This window comes from Aestuariivirga sp. (assembly GCF_046294715.1).
In the GTDB taxonomy this organism is placed as follows: domain Bacteria; phylum Pseudomonadota; class Alphaproteobacteria; order Rhizobiales; family Aestuariivirgaceae; genus Aestuariivirga.
The window spans coordinates 224,402-243,315 of record NZ_JBKBKI010000002.1 but is presented as its reverse complement, the minus strand read 5'-3'; the positions used below and the strand labels follow the sequence as shown (position 1 = coordinate 243,315).

The 18,914-nt window shown below is 59.0% G+C and carries 14 protein-coding genes; 5 read left to right on the top strand and 9 right to left on the bottom strand.

All coding sequences use genetic code 11. The features are described 5' to 3' along the window. Positions 1-156 precede the first annotated feature (156 nt). The 5 genes from ACK4HL_RS02885 to ACK4HL_RS02865 all read right to left on the bottom strand — a co-directional run bounded on the left by ACK4HL_RS02885 (position 157) and on the right by ACK4HL_RS02865 (position 7,040). Positions 157-1,482 carry a sigma-54-dependent transcriptional regulator gene (locus ACK4HL_RS02885; protein ID WP_409756519.1) on the bottom strand — a complete coding sequence of 442 codons (1,326 nt, stop codon included), beginning with the start codon at positions 1,480-1,482 and terminating at the stop codon, positions 157-159. Continuing rightward, positions 1,472-2,932, bottom strand: a complete 1,461-nt coding sequence (locus tag ACK4HL_RS02880; RefSeq protein WP_409756518.1) for a sensor histidine kinase — start codon at positions 2,930-2,932, stop codon at positions 1,472-1,474. The genes ACK4HL_RS02885 and ACK4HL_RS02880 overlap by 11 nt, the downstream gene beginning before the upstream one ends. Next, complete coding sequence (locus tag ACK4HL_RS02875; RefSeq protein WP_409756517.1) at positions 2,929-3,819, bottom strand: PhnD/SsuA/transferrin family substrate-binding protein; 891 nt, start codon at positions 3,817-3,819, stop codon at positions 2,929-2,931. Before ACK4HL_RS02875 ends, ACK4HL_RS02880 begins: the two co-directional genes overlap by 4 nt. A 1,688-nt stretch (positions 3,820-5,507) precedes the next feature. After that, entirely contained in the window at positions 5,508-6,620 is a 1,113-nt protein-coding gene (locus ACK4HL_RS02870) for an alpha/beta hydrolase family esterase (protein ID WP_409756516.1), read from the bottom strand. A gap of 12 nt (positions 6,621-6,632) precedes the next feature. Further along, on the bottom strand, positions 6,633-7,040 hold the full coding sequence (locus tag ACK4HL_RS02865) for a CopG family transcriptional regulator (protein WP_409756515.1): 408 nt from the start codon (positions 7,038-7,040) through the stop codon (positions 6,633-6,635). A 480-nt stretch (positions 7,041-7,520) separates the two neighbouring features. Here ACK4HL_RS02865 and ACK4HL_RS02860 point away from each other — a divergent pair, with 480 nt between their 5' ends. From ACK4HL_RS02860 to ACK4HL_RS02840, 5 genes are all read left to right on the top strand, one after another. Beyond that, positions 7,521-8,684: an ATP-binding protein gene (locus ACK4HL_RS02860; RefSeq protein WP_409756514.1), complete on the top strand. Its 1,164-nt coding sequence runs from the start codon at positions 7,521-7,523 to the stop codon at positions 8,682-8,684. A gap of 166 nt (positions 8,685-8,850) precedes the next feature. Further along, on the top strand, positions 8,851-9,210 hold the full coding sequence (locus tag ACK4HL_RS02855) for a hypothetical protein (protein WP_409756513.1): 360 nt from the start codon (positions 8,851-8,853) through the stop codon (positions 9,208-9,210). Continuing rightward, the gene (locus ACK4HL_RS02850; protein WP_409756512.1) at positions 9,210-9,476 is read left to right on the top strand and encodes a hypothetical protein; all 267 of its coding nucleotides are present in this window, start codon (positions 9,210-9,212) and stop codon (positions 9,474-9,476) included. Before ACK4HL_RS02855 ends, ACK4HL_RS02850 begins: the two co-directional genes overlap by 1 nt. Positions 9,477-9,679: 203 nt before the next feature. Beyond that, entirely contained in the window at positions 9,680-9,964 is a 285-nt protein-coding gene (locus tag ACK4HL_RS02845) for a hypothetical protein (protein WP_409756511.1), read from the top strand. 1,352 nt (positions 9,965-11,316) lie between these two features. After that, positions 11,317-12,543: a hypothetical protein gene (locus tag ACK4HL_RS02840; RefSeq protein WP_409756510.1), complete on the top strand. Its 1,227-nt coding sequence runs from the start codon at positions 11,317-11,319 to the stop codon at positions 12,541-12,543. A gap of 272 nt (positions 12,544-12,815) precedes the next feature. Here the strand turns inward: ACK4HL_RS02840 and ACK4HL_RS02835 are convergent, their stop codons facing one another. The 4 genes from ACK4HL_RS02835 to ACK4HL_RS02820 all read right to left on the bottom strand — a co-directional run bounded on the left by ACK4HL_RS02835 (position 12,816) and on the right by ACK4HL_RS02820 (position 18,801). Then, positions 12,816-13,793, bottom strand: coding sequence for a transporter (locus tag ACK4HL_RS02835; RefSeq protein WP_409756509.1), 978 nt, complete (start codon positions 13,791-13,793; stop codon positions 12,816-12,818). Positions 13,794-13,917: 124 nt separating this feature from the next. Continuing rightward, on the bottom strand, positions 13,918-15,321 hold the full coding sequence (locus ACK4HL_RS02830) for a DUF1254 domain-containing protein (RefSeq protein WP_409756508.1): 1,404 nt from the start codon (positions 15,319-15,321) through the stop codon (positions 13,918-13,920). A 345-nt stretch (positions 15,322-15,666) separates the two neighbouring features. Further along, positions 15,667-16,650, bottom strand: coding sequence for an HWE histidine kinase domain-containing protein (locus ACK4HL_RS02825; RefSeq protein ID WP_409756507.1), 984 nt, complete (start codon positions 16,648-16,650; stop codon positions 15,667-15,669). A 246-nt stretch (positions 16,651-16,896) separates the two neighbouring features. Continuing rightward, positions 16,897-18,801, bottom strand: coding sequence for a bifunctional metallophosphatase/5'-nucleotidase (locus tag ACK4HL_RS02820; RefSeq protein WP_409756506.1), 1,905 nt, complete (start codon positions 18,799-18,801; stop codon positions 16,897-16,899). Positions 18,802-18,914: the final 113 nt, after the last annotated feature.

The following is an 18,914-nucleotide window of genomic DNA, read 5'->3' as shown; positions in this document are numbered from 1 at the left end:
TTTCTCCCATTGAGCCGGGAGCAGGCTAGGCGGAGTCAGTCCTGCCGCTTATTTGCGCTGCAACCTATCCACCGACGGGATTTCAACCACTTGGATGGAGTGATGTTCGGATATCCGAACATGCTGCAGGAGCGAACGTCCGGATTCCCTGACAGGCTAGCGCGTCTCGGTCGTCATGCCCAGGCGGCGCATCTTCTCCCACAGGGTGGTGCGGGACACTCCCAGCATGCGCGCGGCTTCTATCATGTGTCCCCCGGTTTCCTTGAGCGCTAACTCGATCTGGCGGCGTTCCGCGTCGTCCCGCGCTTCTGACAGGGTGACGATGGCCTTGGCCGCTGCAGGCGCGGCATCCCTCGCCACACCTTGCTCTGGGAACAGGTCGCCCGGCGTAATGAAGGGCGTCCGCGTCATGGCAACCGCGCGCTCGATCCTGTTGCGCAGTTCGCGGATGTTGCCGGGCCATGCATAGGACAGCGCCGCCTCAATGGCCGGCGGACTGACGGCCTTCGGGATATCGCCGCCCGACCTGAATTTCTCCAGGAACAGCCCGACCAGCCACGGAATGTCGGCAGCTCGCTCGCGGAGGGCCGGAACATCGATCGTCATCCCGGCAATGCGATAATAGAAGTCCTCGCGGAACTTGCCATCCCGGACCAGAGCCTGAAGATCCCTGTTGGTCGAACACACGATGCGACCATGGAACACCATGTTCTGCTCGCCACCCAGGCGATGATACTCGCGCGTCTCAACCAAGCGCAAAAGCTTGGCTTGGAGCGCAAGAGGAAGTTCGGCAATCTCATCGAGAAACAGAACACCGCCGCGCGCCCTTTCGGCAAAGCCCCGGTGGAAGGCTTGGGCCGATGCTCCCCGATAACCGAAGATTTCCCTTTCCATCACGTCGGCCGGAATGGACGCGCAGTTCACCGCAATGAACGGCTCCTGGGAGCGCGTCGAGACCGCATGCAGGAAGCGAGCGCAAACCTCCTTGCCGACTCCAGTCTCTCCAGAAATCAGGACAGGCGTGGTGAGATCGGTTATCCGCCTGATCTTGCCTTCGACCTCCCTCATTTCCGGTGATACGCCAAGGACGGAACCAGCCTTGAGATTGGAACTGCGCTGGATCAGGGAGTGCACACGGGTGATGACCTTGGCCACGTCGAACGGCTTCGTGACGTAATCGGCCGCACCTTCCCGCATCAGCGCCACCGCCTGGTCGACATCAGCGAAAGCCGTCACGAACAGGAAGGGTGGCAGCGGCATGACGGCTGCGTGTTCCCGGAAGAAGGCCTCTCCTGTCGTATCGGGGAGCCGGATGTCGCAGATCACGGCATCGGGCTTCAGCGACCGCAGCCCCCTCGCCGCCTCCTCCCCCGTCTTCCACCATTCGACCGTGCACCCTTCGAGACTCAGCGACTGCACGAGCGACTCCCCCATCACGGGATCGTCCTCGACAACAGCAATGGAATGCCCCTCAAGCAGCATCTTCGAGATCGCTCCGCAACGGAATGAGGATGCGGAGCGTCGTGCCGGTCGAAGCGGCACTGACCACCCGCAATCTGGCACCCAGTTCATCACAGTGGCGCTTCACAATCCAGAGGCCCAATCCGGATCGGCGGTCCATGGGGGCGGCACCGGCACCGTCACGCTCCAGATACTCCGTGATGTGCTGGGGCAACCCTTCACCCGTGTCCGAGACCTCCGCAACGAAAAGCCCGTCTTCCGTCCGCGCGAGAAAGGTCACCTGACCCTCTTCCCTGCAGGCGTGACAGGCATTGAGCAGGAGGTTAAGAATCGCGTCGCGGACAGGAACGGCCGGGACGTGAACGGGTTCGGCAAACTCGATCTGCCACCGGAGGCGCAACTTCCTCTGGCGCGCCTCGGGCTTGACGAGAAGGCGCAGATCGTCGAGGTCCGTTGGCGTTAAGTCACGTGGGCGCTGGTCGGCGCGGTAGCTCGTCAATGTCGAGCGTACCAGATCGCGGATGCCAGACAGGCCCTGCTCCAGAAGGCGGATCGACGTTGTCCGGACATCTTCCCGCGCCCCATAGCGGCGGAGAGAATCCAGGGCATTGAACATGCCACCCAGCGGATTGTTGATCTCATGCGCCATGCCAGAAGCAAGCCGGCCGACGCTGGCAAGTTTCTCTTCCTCGGCCAGTTCAGCAGCCAGGTGCTCGCGTTCGTTCACAGCTTTCGCCATGATATTGTAACGGTCGAAGAGATCATGGAACTCGCGGCTTTGGCGGCCGACAAGCTCGGCGGGAATGGGCGTCATCGCACCTTCGCGCCCCTGCGTGAAGTAGCGCGACAGGATGCCGACAGGCTCGAGCATTCGCCGCACGAAGAACGCACCGAAAATCACCAGCAGCAGCGTCAGAAGAGAGTTGGCGATGAGGAGTTCTCGCAGCACGGCACTGCGCTCGGCCACCAGTCCGGAGATGTCTGCCAACGCATAGATATGGCCAATGACCTGATCCTGATAGAGCAGAGGCCTCGTCATCCGGGCCTCGGCATTGTCGTCGTTCACCTCAACGTCCCTGCCCTGCGAGAACAAGGCGAGCTCTTTAGCTGCCATTGGCTCCAGCGGAGGAAATATTGTCGGTGTGCTTGAGGCAATTGTCCGGTTGTCCGCATTCGTAACGGTAACCCACTGCACATTGAGGCCCTCGTAGCGCTCCCGGGAGCGGTCCAGCGCATCAAACACCTCCCACACGTCCTCGCGGACCACAGCCGGGCCAACAGATGCCGAAAGTCCATCGAGGTAGGCCGATGACAAGACTTCGAGGTTTCTCTGCTGACTGGCCTCAAGACGCGACAGCGCACGTACCGTGACGGCGGAGCTGATTGCAATCATCAAGAGCGCCACGACGATCGGCACACGCAACGCGAAGGACCACGAAGGTCGTGCCAAACCCGGCACTTTCCCACTCACGGGGAAAGACTCCGAAGGAGTTGCATCTTGGCTGCAATGGGATCGTAGAGGCTCTGCGGCTCCTCCGCAAAACCATCGAGCTTGAGCAGGGAGAGGATGGCGCGACCTTCCGGATCGCCTGCCATAGACAACAACGCCTTCCGGATGAGATCCACATCCGTTGAGTTCGCCTGGGCCGCAAGGCAGGCTACTGGGGGAAAGCCGAGAAGTTCGGATTTCCGGATCACCTTCGTGCGAGACGTCAATTCCGGCTCGAGTGAAGCCATGACTTCCCAGACATAGCCATCGACGCTTCCGCTCTGGGCAAGGCCAGACGCAACGGCGCGTACAACGTTGCGATGCCCGTAGGTGAAGATCGTGTCGCGGAAGAATCCCTCCGGCTTGACACCCTTCTCGGCCATGAGGGCGGCTGTAACGAGATACCCGGAATTGCTGTTGGGATCCGAGAAGGCATGGAGATCGCCACGCAGATCATCAATGCCTGCAACGCCCCGGTCCGAAGAGACGATCAGGTAGGAACTGTAAAGAGGCTGCTTGCGCCACAAGGGCACTGCGACGAGCCCCAGCTTGTCCCGGTACTGAACCAGTGGGTAGCCACAGATCCAGGCAGCCGTCAGCTGGTCGGAAAGAAGGAGAGCCGTGATTTCCTCATACGTCCGCCTCTGGACCAATTGAACTTCCCGACCCGTCTGGCGGGAGAGGTAGTTCTTGAGCTTGGAAAGAAGTTCCAAGTCGTTGCTCAGGAAAACCGGGGTAAGCCCGAACCTCAGTACGGCAGCGCTGGCGGCACGCCCCGTCCGGGCTGCCAATGGAAGTGTGGCCAATGCGGAGAGCAAGACCCTGCGAGCCGAGTCCGGTCGCACTTTCACAGACGTCTCCCGTACCATCTACCCTCCCCCGTCGACACTTCAGAAGAGCACTCCGAAATTCACACCTCAGATTTTGTCAATTGTCGAGTTCCAATACCTCCTTAACCTCCATCGAATGCAGTGCCTCAAGCGCACAGCGCCGCCATGACGATCTCCGAAGGACGCAGGCGGGCGACCTTGATCTTAGACAATACTGCTAGCATCACATACTTAGACGGATTACCCAGTTCTCATCTTTATCTTGTCCAGGGCGCCAGTAAATCAAATACTTGGCTCTTACTGGTGCACTCCGTATGGAATCAGTATGGAAAACTGGGGGTGAATCGTTCCCTCCGAAAACTAGCTGCCGAGCAGGAAGCACAATCATTCTTCGCGACGGAACCCATTCCAAACCCAACCGACACCAAGCCCGAGCAGTAGGAAGACGATGGTGCACGGAAGCAATCCACGCTGCAAGGCTCGCAACACGTCTCCATGGGTTTATGTCCAAGCCGGGGCTTGAGCTTTCCTTTCTGAGAGTTGTACGCCGCTAAATCCCGATAACAATCGGCCTTGCGCCAGAATGTCGCGGGATCGCGCACCGTGCTTCCATGCGCTGCGGTTTCCCTTAGGCGCGCCGAGATTCTTGCCGCCGTGCATCGTATCAAAGGTCAGATGCAGTCACCTTGCCAGCACGCAATTAACCAAAGGATAGGTGCATGGGTCGCCAACACAAAACCAACGACGAGGATTTAGAGTAGCAAACTGATCACTCTGACAGTGCCACATAGCGGGAGCAGCAACATACCGGTTGACCCGGCTGCCAGAGGCAGGAGGCCAAAAAGGGCAATCATGAGGTCTGACCTGAGCGGGTGAGAAATAGCCCAATTGGACGCCAGTACTGAAAGTACGGGAACTCCTAGGGGGCGAGCAGCAGAGCTGCACCATACTGAATCAATCGTGATCCAATCATGATCACTCCCCCTGCGCTAGGCAAATGTTGCGCCGTGGCGCAGACTGCCCCTCGTTTTCTATTTCCAACAATATCTTGTCTGCCCCGCACTCATCAACGTCACGTGTCAGTCGGGCGTAGACGGCTATTCAGCGAGTGACAGCACTCGAAGCAGCCGCTGGAGTAACTGCGTTTCCTGTGACCGATACCCATGCTTCCAAGCGTTATGATTACCCTTGGGGGCGCCGGGATTTGTGCCGCCGTGCATGCAGCATCTGACACGCTATGCTCAAGTCGCGGATTCGGAGGCGCCCAAGCACGGAGGATCATCAGGCACAATGCCGCCAGCCGACCTCGGCAGCTCAGCTAGCGACCGTGCGAATGACGGGCAACTATGATGTATTTGATAGGCTATGGATCAGTTGAAGCGCGCCGAAGACGAGTTAGGGTGATCTCCAGGTTAACCAAATCATCGTTTCAGGGCCGGATTTCCGGAAAGGCAGAGCCTGAGAGTTCATCGGGACTGAACTTCATTCATGACTGATGAACGCTGGTGTATCGAAATGGATTTTGGCCGGAGACAGAGCTTTTAAATTGTTTTTCGATTCAGACGGCGCGTCTAGGTCTCCACAGTGTCGTAACTTCGGCACGAGTGCAGTTATTGTTTCTGAATGGAAAGAATAATTCATTCCATCAGCTATGGATCTAGAGGGGTACATCGGAAGCCGACTGACTGAGTCTTCGATGATATCTCAGGTCAGATTGGACCGTTACTTCAGGAACGCCGGCGCCCGAGAAAAAACCGCACCATTTCCGTTGAGGCGCTAGGCCCTTCTGCCTTGGCGAAGCTCCCCGCGGGATCTCCTCCGATCCAGTGATGGCTCGCACCTTCGACGAACCACGCCTCACCGCTGAGCTTTCCGTCGGGCTCAACAATTTCCGTGAATTTCACCGCCCGTTGTCGAGATGTGAAGTGCCGTTCGTTCACTCGGGCGGAGGGGTTGGACCAACGCAGGGAGTTCACCAACCTCTCCCCATTAGATGGGGCCACGGTACGGTCATGGCTGCCATGGAATACGATCAGCCTCGTTGCGGTTGCGGGCAACGAAGCATTGGATTGGCCGCTCTGGTGATCCCCTCTCATTGCGGCAAAGGCGCTGTTTACGTCGTGCGCCGAGTAGCAGGGCAGGCCTGAGTGAACGCCAATGGCATCGTAGAGGTCAGGATAGTTTGCGCCCATTACTGCTGCCATAGCCCCTCCTGCCGACAGGCCCGCGATGAACACCTTGGAGCCCAAGGCGTATTCGAGAACAAGTGAACGCGTCAGCTCCGCAAGGATCAACGGTTCTCCTTCATCGCGCCTCTGGTCTTCTGGGCGGAACCAGTTCCAGCATCCCATGGCATTCGCGGAACGCGCCTGGGTCGGATAAGCTACCAGCAATCCCTCGGCATCTGCAGCAAAGTTCATGCATGTGCCGAGGGCAAAGTCCTCGGCGTTCTGCTTGCATCCGTGAAGCATCACCACCAGTCCACGTGGCCGGTGCGTTGACGGTACAAAGAGCCGGAAGTCGCGGCCTCCAGATGAAGTTTGTATTGTTCGCTGAAGAAATGCGGATCCCTCCGGCAGAACCAGCCGACGTGAGCGCCGAAGTTGCGAAACATCTCGTGTGCTCCGCAGATCGGTTAATGTGTCGGCAAGGCACCGGAGCTTGGGTATCCCTCCTTCTGGCGACTCTTGCCCGCCGTTGACCACTGTTGAATGCCGATACGGTGGTCTGACGGGTACCACACCCAAAGCTTCCTGCAACACGCGCGTGGCCTCCATAGGATTGGATCGTCGCGCGGCCGCCAACGCCCGGCGCATCGCGGGGCTCAGTTGATCAAACATGAATTGATTTCCTTATGGGGACTTCAGTTTTCCTGCGAGCGCCGCCTTGATGTCGTCATTGGCCTGAAGAGCTCCGAGGACGGTGATGGAGCCTATCGTTGCCGCTGCCAGCTCCGGCGACACGTCGGCCGCAATCCGGGCGAGGCCAACCACCCGAATTGAGATTGTCTCTTGCCGGGCGTGGTGCTGTTCCAGTTCCCTCCGGGTGAATTCTCGCAAGCCCAGATCGAAGGTGTTTCGCGTGACCGACCTATCGACGTCCGCCGCCTGCAGCCGCAACTGGTTGCGAATGGCCGTGCGGATAAAGTCCGAACGATTAGCATAGAAGCCCTCTCGCACGAGGAGATCAATCTTCCCGAGATCGACATAGCCGAGGTTGAGTGTGAGCTTTTCAGAGTCGTTCTGCCGCGTGATCTCCATTGAAACCATCCTTGCGCCATCCACTGGGATGGCAACGGTGAATCCCCGTGCCGGTTCCCTGCTCTTCAGCGACCGGATCTCGTCGGCGGCGTAGTTGCGTCCTAGGGTTGGCCTAGAAGGCACTGTGCCCGAGCCGATGTCTTCCGTTAGCCAGCCTGGCGAGAAGCCCCTCGCCCCTTCACCCCAGGCCGGCTCGGAGGAGTGAGAGTTCCCAACCCAGTAGGCCAGCAGATGCGACTCGGTGACAAAAGCAGAGCGGCGGGTGCAAAATCCGAGATAGCCCGCTTGATGAGATCCTCCCTAGTGTCGCACCATCGGATTCCACGAGATGGACTGACATGCCCGGATTGGCAACCGGTCAAGCATGGTGGAGATCAGATCGTATCCTTTGCATGTTCGCTCCTGCCCGTGCTAAGCTTAATAGAGGGCACGATGAGACTTCCGCCATTTGAGAGCGATGGAGTCGGAGGGTTGGGCAGGATGACGGATGACCCAGGCCAGCGTGCACGAGAGGATTTCAGGCTCGCCGCGTTCATCCGGTCAAATGTTGACGCGATAGTGGCGGAATGGGTGGCTTTTGCCCGGACACGAACCCCGGCGAGCGACAGCATGACCCATCTCGCGCTGCAGGACCATGTCGTCGAGATCCTGACCTTCATAGCGGATGATCTCGACACCTCCCAAACCTCCCGCGAACAATCGGAAAAGTCCAAGGGACGGGGCCCGCCGGAATCGCCTTTGACGCACAGTGCTGCACAGATCCACGCCTCCCTCCGGCTCGCGGACGGCTTCGACATCGATCAAATGGTTTCCGAGTACCGCGCCCTCCGGGCCAGCGTCGTGAAGCAGTGGGTGAAGCACAAGCTGGCGCTCGCGCCCACGGATCTCGAAGACCTGACGCGCTTCAACGAGGCAATCGACCAATCTGTAGCCGAGTCCGTGGCGCAGTATACAAAGATGATCACGCGGTCCCGCAACCTGTTTCTTGGCATCCTAGGGCATGATTTGCGGAACCCGATCAGCGCCGCCGCAATGGCGGCAAGATCGATGGCCAGTCGAGGGCCTCCCGGAGAGCAGCAGACCGTTCTTGCAGGACATATAGTGGACGCGACTGAACGTGGCATCGAGATCCTCGATAAGCTTCTGGACGTCACCCGATCGGCCTTTGGTGAGGAGTTCCGGATCGTCAGGGAGAGCCTCGATGTCGGCCAGCTCGGGGCAAAGCTCGTCGAGGAAATGAGGTCCATTTCCCGGGGACGACGCATCGCGATATCGGTCGTCGGGGACACCACCGGGCAGTTTGACGCAGGACGCATTGGACAGCTGCTCTCCAACCTCATCGGGAATGCCATCCAGTACAGCACACCGGCTTCCGAAATATCGGTGAGGATCGTGGGGCAAGATCAGAAGGTCATGGTTTCGGTTCACAATCTTGGTGATCCGATCCCTCAAGGCAAAGCCAAAACGATCTTCCAGTCCATGACGCGGGGCATCAGCGAGCGATCCCATGCCGGCGCCTCCCCCAGTCTCGGCCTCGGGCTGTTCATCGCGCAGAAGATCGTTGAGGCACATGGGGGAGAACTGGCCGTAAGGTCCAGTTCAGAAGAAGGCACAACGTTTACCGCGCTTCTGCCCCGGAAGTGAGATCAGAAAACAAGCTTTGTGCATGGGAGCAGCGGCGGACGCGCGCAATTAAACCTTTCAATTCTGGGAAATACCCCCATGTTTCATTTATTGCCGGTCCTTCCGCCTGAGCCCCGGTAGCTGAGAGACAATCCTAGCGCTCCCGCTCATGAAGCGAGGAGGAGCCATGTCTCGGAAAACTCACCAAATTGCCCATAACGACGTCCGGTTTTCCGCCCTGCCCGAACACACCGACCCCATGGACCATGGATTTGGCGCCGGAACGACGGCGATCAAGCGGCGAGCATGGCCCAGGCGCCCGCAGGGTGGATCTCTGGAGGCAGCGTTACTGGCTGACGCGCTTGCTGTCGGACTTTACCGGACAAGGGGCGATGCCGAATGCCCGAACCACGTCCGGGTTCTCAGCAATGGCTGCTCATTCTTCATCGCCGAGGCCGAATACCGCCGGCGGGAGTGCCGGCCCTACTTCGAGGACCTCCCATGGCACGGCGGCCCGGATGTGACGTCGGCGGGAGGAAAAAGCTGATGCGCTCCTTGCGGGACAACATCACATTTCACTACCCAATCACCCTTCCGGGGTTCGGCGCCGAGCTGCCTGCCGGTACATACATGGTGCTGACCGAGGAAGAGGAGATACCAAGCCTCTCCTTTATAGCCTGGCGAGGAAGGGTTGCCACGCAGATTTATCTGCCGGCCATCGGTCTCGAAACCGGGCAGGAGCAGGTGGTCACCATCGATCCCAAGGACATTTCCGAGGCACGCAAGCGTGATACCGCAAAGCTGTTGCCGTGATGCTGATCTTCCTCTTCACGTCCTCTGTGCCGCCGGCGTGACCTTCCTGTTCTGGCAGCTCAGGGACCCCGACCGAGCCACCGCCCACAAGGTGCGCGCCCGGCTGGCCGAAGAGGTCGGCGTTGGAACCGCGGGATCCGAGGCCTAGTGACCAGCCATCGAGGAAGCGCCGGCATCGATCATTGCGCCAGGAAATCACATCCATGAGCCAGCAACAGAACTTCAAATCGACCATCGAACGGGCAGACGAAATTGCGGCTTCGGGCGAGGCCCCGATGATGGAGCACCTCGGTAGGCTGCTCGGCCAAGAAGGCTATGCGCTCAACATGGTCACAAGCCGGCTCCTCATCAAGCAGCTCAGGCAACGATGGCAGCCGGGCAGAGAGCCCGGCCTTCTTCTGACAGCCCCGACGGAACATGCCTGGGGCGTATCCCCTGTCCGGCTCCATCGTGACTCTTCAGAAGTAGATCTTCATCCGGGTGACTGACGGCGCAACAAACTCGCCTTCCGACCTTACTATGTACAGGAGCCCTGTCGGCCTGGGGCAATCTTCGAGATCCGCCGTAACGGCCCTGCCATTCATCGCTCTCTGGGTGCTCATGTGACCTCTGGCATCTCGAAAGCCCCTGGCTTCCGCTGTAGTGCCGCTCTTCATGATCCAGGATCCTCTCTGCTGGTCTCAGACTTCCACCTTTGCCTGCACGAAAAGCTTGTCGATACGACGGCGATCCAGATGACGACGTCGATCCACCACTCGCGTCCCGATGTTCGTCTCCAGTACATCCATGGGGTACGATACGCGCTCGTATTGGCGATGCTGATCCTGACGATAACCATGTGAGCAGGCGCATTGCTCAGTCCGTTGCTCACTTACCGGGCCACCACTTCCGAAGTGTACTGGCTCAGGGACTGAACTGGATCCCTATAATCGAGACGCACAGAGGGCCAGTTTCAGCTATGGATGCTGCAACCGGGGGACGCGACACTTGCACGACGCCAACGACGCATTCATCAGGGTCCAGTTGTACGTCTCGGGTCGCACCCGCTGCACGAGGCTGAAGACATGACCCAGCTGCTTCCGGACCTGATGCGGCTGAGGGAGGTTCAAAAGAAATGGCCACGTAAGCGCCGTAGGGTTTTTCGCGACGCGGAAGCAGTGGTATTTACTTGGCCAACAATTCGCTTTTGGAGAAGCTGTCATGGATGAATTACAGGTTTATGATCTTCCTACACGCATTTTGGCTGCCTTGAGCGAGCGGCGGCGTCGAATCCGCGACGGAAGCCAGAATGATCCTTGGGTTCCTTATAAACACCATGGCGTGCGGTACGAAGTTCACGCTCTGAGCCTCGAAATCAGGAAGGCCGGACCTCTCCAAGCCGAAGCTCTATGATATTGAGATGGCCGCCTATCAGATCCTGTTCTCCCCACCACTTCCTATAACGAGATAAGTATCCTTGTTTGTAGTGCCTGGTGGACCCATGTAACAATACTCGCCTTCTCGATTGAAGCCCGACCAATTTCGCATGACTTGGAGATTCGGTGTAGTGTGAGGAGTTCTCCGTCAGTAGGTGTGATGAAAACGGGGAACCTCGCCTCCGCGCGGGAAGCATCGTCCGGGGGATCCGTTACATCCGGCAGCAGAGTGCGCGCCTACGATGCAGTGCGTTCACGCAGATCTTCTCGCAGTAGTGTCGGCGAATACCAAACTGGATAGGCCCTCAACTCCCGATCCCTGCGGACTCAGATACCGAGGCGCACGCATCCCTCCTCAAGTCCACTGGCGACAGAGCTTGCCGCAGCTTACACTCCAAGACGAACTCATTTCGGGACGCGAAGCAATGGCGCAATCCGCAGCACCTCAGAAGAAAGTCAGAAGCGATGATGTTTACCTTGAGCATCCGCCCGACTTCTCACTCGTGCTCGGGGGACCCCTCTATCAGCTGCTGCAGAGGACGCATCTTACCGACGACGCACTGGGGATGATCAGTCGTCGCATCATTTTCATCACTTTGTTTTGCTGGGCTCCTCTGCTCCTGGCTTCGATTCTGGATGGTGGATTTCTGGACCCGGGTGTGACTGTCCCCTTTGCCAAGGACGTGGAGGTGCACGTCCGCTTCCTGATCGTGGTGCCGCTGCTGATCGCATCCGAGTTCGTGGTCCACGGTCGGATGCGCCCGCTCCTGGCCCAGTTCCTTGAACGCAAGTTGATTTCGGAGGGCGACCTACCGCGCTTCAAGCATGCCATTGCGTCCGCCTTTCGGCTCCGGAACTCAGTAACTGCCGAGGTAACGCTCATCGCAATTGTATACGTCGTCGGCATCCTCCTCGTGTGGCGCAATTATACGATGCTCACAGCGGACACGTGGTACTCCCTTCGTGTAGGCGAGGAATGGCGCGCGACACTGGCGGGTCATTGGTTTGGGTATGTCAGCCTCCCGGTATTTCAGTTTCTCCTATTGCGCTGGTACTTCCGGATCTTCATCTGGGCGAGATTCCTATGGCAGGTGTCGCGCCTGGACCTGCAGCTGATACCGACGCATCCCGACCGAGCGGGCGGACTTGGTTTTCTCTCCGGCACCGTCTTCGCCTTCGTGCCTCTCCTCATGGCTCATGGCGCCATGTTGGCGGGGCTCATCGCCAGCCGCATCTTCCACATCGGTGAGACGCTAGTAGACTTCAAACTCGAGATTGCTCTTATGGTCGTCTTCCTGATCTGCCTAGTGCAGACACCGCTGCTTGTCTTTATGGTCCAGCTTGACCGTGCGAAGAGAAGTGGCCTGCGAGAATATGGGAGATTGTCACAAGACTACGTACGCTCATTTGATCGAAAGTGGATTCGTAGCAATCCGTCGAAAGGTGAAGCACTTCTTGGCACCGCCGACATACAATCGCTAGCAGATCTGTCCAACAGCTATCAGACGGTGCAGTCCATGCGGGTCATTCTCGTGACAAGGGATTCCATCGTCACATTCGCCGGAGCTATCCTCGCACCTATTATTCCTCTGACGCTTACGATGATGCCGCTGGAGGATTTGGTGAAGAAACTCTTCGGTATTCTGTTCTGATCCGCCGCGAGCCCCCCGAATCGTCCACAATGCGTACAGCGCCTCGGCCAAGGCGGGGTCAGCAGCGAGCCGGAACAGCACGTTGGCGGACACCACCTGGCGGCGGACCTCGGCGCGCTCGGGCCGTCCGCGAGCACAGATTGATTCACTGTTGACCCCTCGACAACCTGGCCATCACGGCTACAAGACACGCCGCAGCCCGTATCATGCTCGATTGAAGACGCCAGCTCTTCTCGGTTGTACGTTGTTGGAGTTCTGACGCTTTCGCACTCTCATTCCGTCGCCTGGACGGCGGGAAGTGCGCCCAGCGGGATCGCCACATTCAGAAATCCGGCCTGCCCCTCCATCCGGTTCTCGGCGCCGAATTCGTAAAAGAAGCGCAGATTGGTGGTGACCGGTCGACTGCCGAGCAGGAATGTGAAATCGAAGGCCGGCCCCAGCGCGAACACCTGGCCCTTGAAATCGCCCAGCACCGCTCCAGACCCGCCATCACCGGTGATCTGCTTCAGGGCATAGCCGTTCACGCCGAAACTCACGGTCTGCGAAGCGTGAAACATGGCGGCGCCTTCGAGGTGCAGCTCCGTTCCGGACTTGTAGTCCGTGTCCGGGTTCTCGAAATTGAAGGTGAGGCCGGCTGCACCCGACAGTTCGATTCGCGTTTCCGGATTGAGGTATGTGACTGCAGCCGTCGTGTCGATGACCCAGCGGTTGAAGCCGATGTTGACAGGATTTCCCAGCTCCCACTGGCCAACCGGCACGTTGACGAGCGTCCCGAGCGAATAATGCAGTTTTTCGTGGTGCCAGCCCAGCGTCGCGCCGAGAACCGGATCGCCGAAGGCCCAGTTGTCCCGTTCCGCCTTCAGCTCTTTCGTAGCGAGGCCGAAAAGGTTGGTGATCGCGCCGGCCTCTACCTGCTTGCCGCCGAAAGGTGTCGTCAGCGAAAAGCCGAGGTTGCCTCCGAGGACATCCTGATTCATTACCCACATCGCGGTCGGAAGGGCGATGTAGGCATCCGCTTCGACACCGCCCGACAACTCGAGGCCTGCCGTTTCGAAGTCGATGTCGGCGTCGCCCGTATAGGCATAGTTTTGCAGAATGCCATAGAACCCGGGCGGGGGAAGATAGCCCGCCATCGTGGTCTTCGATCCAAGAAGATAGAAGCTCGTGCCGCCTTCAACGGCGAGAGCCGGGGTGGAAAGCACGATGGTTAGTGCCGCGGCCTGGGCGACCAGCACGCTGTTTCTTGACATGTTCGCGTCCTAAAAGCTCGATGTTGCGCCGCCCTCGCACCACTGATGATGTTACTTTCCTAAGAAGAAGGCAATGACGTAGCCGCTAATCGAGCGACGGTGAGGTGCCTCGACCTTGCAGGTCTCACGTCACTCTCTCGGCAGCCGGGGCCTTCCAGCTTCCGTCGAGGGCTTCAGGTTTGGGCCAGTATATCCGTAGCGCCATGAAGAAGGGACCTTTCGGGGCGGGTAGCCAATTCGACTCCCTGCCCGCGCCGGGGCTGTCATGCTGGATGAGCAGCGTCAGACCACCGTCCGCATCCCGCTTCAGTTGCGGCAGCATGGGAGAGTTGATGAGGTAGCGGTTGATCGGGTTGGCGTAGAGAAGGCTTTCGGGCATCTGGTACATGGTGAGCGACCAGAAGGCATTGGCGGGCGGCAGCTCGCCGGGCGCGAAGCGGACGGTGTAGCTGCTGTTGCCGTCGAGCGGCTGACCGGAGCTGTCCGTCACGTAGAAGGGATAGATCGCCTCCTCCCGCGAATTGCCGTAGATGCCGATGACCGCGGCCGCCATGCGGTATAGATAGTTGTTCTTCAGGAATTCACGGGTGCCAAACAGCTCACCGGAGGTCACCTCGCCGGCGTCAATGCGCTTCTTGAGCGCGTCAAACTCCGCCCATGCATCCGCAATGCCGCCCTCCATGGCCTGCCTGATCTCCGGCGACAGTGATGCCGCATCGAAGTCGAGGCCAGCTCCGATCCCGATCTTGGCGAAGCGGGCCATCAGATCGACTTCTGAGGGCACAGTCGGACAGAACTGCAGCATGAAGTTCAGAATGCTGAACACGCGCAATGATGTCTTCTGCTCCGCAGGCGTGAGCGGCGGAATGAAGTCCACCGGAGGAGCAGGTGGCTGAGAGCTCAGCCCCAAAAAAACCGAGAGCGGCTGGACCCGGTAGCCGGCCTGGATCTTCTTCACGTTCTGGAGATCGGCCGGATTGAACAGCTGCGTGCGGTAGATGCACAGCACGAATTCGGTCTCGGCGTTCAGAACCCGGGTGATGCCCTTCGGCGTCTCGCCGCTCCATCGAGGGCCGGCGATCAGGAAGCTGCCGCCACCATTGCCGGTTGTCCGGCTGCCCAGGTAATCGAAATTGAACGTATAGGCGTCGATCAACTGAACGCTGAAGTATCGATCCTTCTCGATGGGCGGAATCGTGAGCACGATGGGTTCAGCCCTGAGGTCCGCACCGACCATTGAATAGGGCGTGTCGGAGTTGGGCGTCTGGACAGCCTTGTCCTCGGGCGTGAATACACGCGCCGTGTTGCTGATCTGGTTCCAGGGTGCCTTGAACTCCGGATTGTTCTTGTCAACATGGTACGCGTACATGATGCGGTAACTGTCGACCATGGGATAGGCATAGATATATGCCTCCCTGGCGATGGCACGCATCTCTTTCACATTTGCAGGAGTTGCTGCGAATGTGAGCCGGGGGCTCACGGCGGCCAGTGCCGCGCCACCCGTGAATTTCCGTCTGGTGAGGATCATACGATCGTCTCCGCTTTTGAAAGCTGTTCCGTGGCCCCCAAAAAGAAGGGGGTCTCACGGCTGATGGCAAATCTGTGTCAAATTGCCCGTTGTCGCATTGAGGAAGATCAACATCCATCGACGAGACGGAGCGTAGATGGCACCAGAAGTGAAGTTCTGAACACTCGCTGCAATGGCGTTCGGTCACCGGAGAGTCTGGGACAAGATCGCTGCAGCTCGAATCACCAGCAAAGTCTCGGTCGAGCCTTGAGGGATCTATCCGGGGCATGTGAGCAAAACTACTCTTACGCATCTAACAAGAGGAGGCGGGACCAGTCTTCCTCTACGTCGCAGCACAAAATCAGATCAGATACCAGAAGCGGGTATCGTGATCTCCGCGGTGAGGCCCTCCGACTCGAAGTGCAGGTCCGCGCTGCCTCCGAGCTGTTGGGAAGCGATCATCCGGATCAATCGACTGCCGAAACCATCATGCGGAGCGTCCTTTGCGGGAGGGCCTCCGCGTTCCCGCCACACCAGCTGCAACTGAGATTGCTTGCCTGGCGTCAGTGTGCATTCCAGTTGAACATGTCCTAGCGGGGTGGAGAGGGAGCCGTACTTGACAGCGTTGGTCGCTAGCTCATGCAGGATCATGCTAAGGGACGCGGCCCGCCTTGCCTCAATCTTCGTTGGGGGACACTGGCTTGTCTGCACTCGATCACCGTAGGGTGCCAGCACCCTGACCAAGAGTTCCTGAAGCTCAGCCTCTTCGTTCTTGAAGGCCGCGATTTCAGCCTCTGCCAGAGCGTCGATCCTGCCCAAAAGCGTGTCCCGGTACTCCTCAACAGTCAAGCCGTCGGCGGGTGACTGACGCGCGAGAGATGAAAGAACAGCCAAGAAGTTCTTGAAGCGGTGGCGGACCTCGGCAGCCATGAGGTCGTAGCGGGCAAATTGGGCCCTCTGATCGGTGATATCCTCGAAGACGATGAGCATAGATTGGCTGGTGTTGTCCGGGTGGACCAACCGCCTCGCACTCACCAGCATCGTGCGCTGCCCTAAGACAGGGAACTTGTGGTCGATCTGAAAGCCCACGACGGCGGCTGACTTCGGGATCACGCATCGAAGGAGCACTTCCAGTTCAGGGTTGTTCCACTGGCCATTGCCCAGTTGGAGGAAGTTCTCGCCAAGGGTTTCGTCGCGGGTGACGTGGAATGCTTCCAGGAATGCTGGGTTGGCGCTGGTGACGCATAGGTGCTGATCCAGCACGACCAAAGGGGACTGGATCGTGTCAACAACCCCCTGAGATTGCACATGTCCGTCTCTCAGGAGACGGTACAGGTCCTCAAGCGTCATGAAAATGCGGGCGATGCTGCCGCGATGTGCCGTTCTCGCCCTCGCTGTGCTGGCGCTTCCGGCCGCCGCTCCATTGAGGTGACCATCGTGCTGGCAGGCTTCGATGAAGCTTACACCAAGATTGAATGACGGAACGGCGAGTGACGAAATTCTCCGGTACCTTGTGGTAACATCTGTTTTCTTCGGGAAATGACTCGGCTGACGCCACGGGTCGCGCTGCGCGAAAGGGGTTGCACCAGCGACCTCTTAACCTGCGTTGATCGCACGAACTTCTGTCATTCGCTCATCCATTGAAAGCATCGTCACACCATCGGCATTCTTCGTGGGCAGGCTCTTGAGATAATTCGTGATCGCCTGCCATTCCTTGATCTCCAGATCGTTGCTGTCGGGAGCGCGCTGCACTTGGTCCCTGTCGATCTTGCCGAGCGGCGGCAGCAGGTAAGGGCCGGACTGCACCTCAGGAAGCGCATCGGCACGTGACTGCAAAGGTGTGCCGTCCCTCTTTTTCGGCGCAAACCGCAGCGCGCCCTTGCTCACCTTGGGCATGCTCGCAAGAAGGAGCCCAAGAAAAATGTTGCAGGAAAGACCATAGAGTTGCGCTGCCGGTTCCGAAATATCGATGTCACGATATCCACTGACACGGTCACCAAGCTCGATCTGGGTCACCGCATCGAACTTTGGCCGGGACAGATCATAGCGAAACCTCATGCCCGACACGCGCGGGAAATACTGTCCCGGCAAGTACGGATTGCCATGCAGCAGGAACTCCAGACAATTCTTGATCTCATGCCCCGTCAGGTGGGCGACGAGCAACGACCCGCCTGCGCTCTGGTCCGCGACGCCGATCCCGAGCGGCGCAAGCAGGAATACATCATAGGCGGACTGCACGCCCGATGCGCCTTTGATCAGACCTGCCCGCACCATACCGGCGGCACTAAGGCCAATGTCCGACCCGGTGGCTTGACGCATCGCATCCACAGCCAGATTGCCGATCGGCAGAGACGCATCCAGGTCGAAGACCGTGTTCGGCCAGTCGCGATCAATTACCGCAATCGGTTCGTCCATCCTCAGGCCGCGCGGTGCGAACACGATGCGCGATGTCTCGGCCTTGAACCCCACCAGCGCATCGATGAGCCTGGGATCACCCGGGATGGTGTCGTCAACGGGGTGCAGGTCGTAAGACACCACCTTTACGTCGGGACCGTCCATTTCGATGACCAACTCGCCGACCACCTGACCATAGCAACCCGCCTGCACGACCGGCGTGCCGTCCACCATGGTGGGTGTCCGCATGAAAGTATGCGTGTGACCGCCTACGATGATGTCAATTTCCGGCACGGCACGCGCCAGATTGACATCGTCGCCTTCGGTGATCGGGCCAACCTTCGGCGGTTTGACGCCGCCATGGCTCATGCAGATGATCACATCGGCTCCTTCGGCGCGCAATTCGTTGGCGGCGTCCTGCGCCGTCCTGATGTTGTCGGCAAAGGTCAGTGCCCCCGGATTAAGCGTGTACTGGATGGAGTCAGGACCCATGATGCCAAATAGGCCAAAGCGGATACCACCCCGCTCGATGATCATATGGCTGCGGATGGCTCCCGCTGCACCCAAGGCTTTCAGCTCTGCAAGGTCCGCCGAGTCGGCAGAGTAGTCAGTATTGGCCGCAAGTATCGCGGGCACATTGCCCGCCGTGCGGGCTGCGTTCACTGCCTTGCCGAGAGCGTCTGGTCCAAGATCGAAATCGTGGTTGCCAAAGGTTGTGGCGTCATATCCCGCCATCGACAGGCACTGCCATTCGGCGCCGGTTTTGGCGCTTGCACCGCCAAACGGCGTACCGATGCTGACGTCACCAATATCCAGCACCAGAACCGGGCCTTGGGCCTCGCGTGCACGCCTGCGCCTGGCGATCAGCGTGGCAATACGCGCGATGCCGCCAATGGTGGCATCATCATTGACCGTCTCCGGCGTGTATTCCGCCACAGGGCCAACGCCGACCAGGTTCGAATGAATGTCGTTGGTGTGCAGGATGGCAAAGGTCCTTTTTACCGGAGTTTCCTGTGCGGATGCCTGCATTTCGGAACTGGCCACCGCGAAGCCGGCCGCCGCAGAGGCAGCAACGAAATCACGGCGCGAAAGCTTGTTGTGTGTCATGGTCAGCCCCTCTGCCTGAGTGATCCGTCGAAACCGACATCCACCAGATGACCGGCTGATTGAGATCGAAACTTACGCGAATCTGCATCGGGTGCAAGACTGGCCCTGCGAAG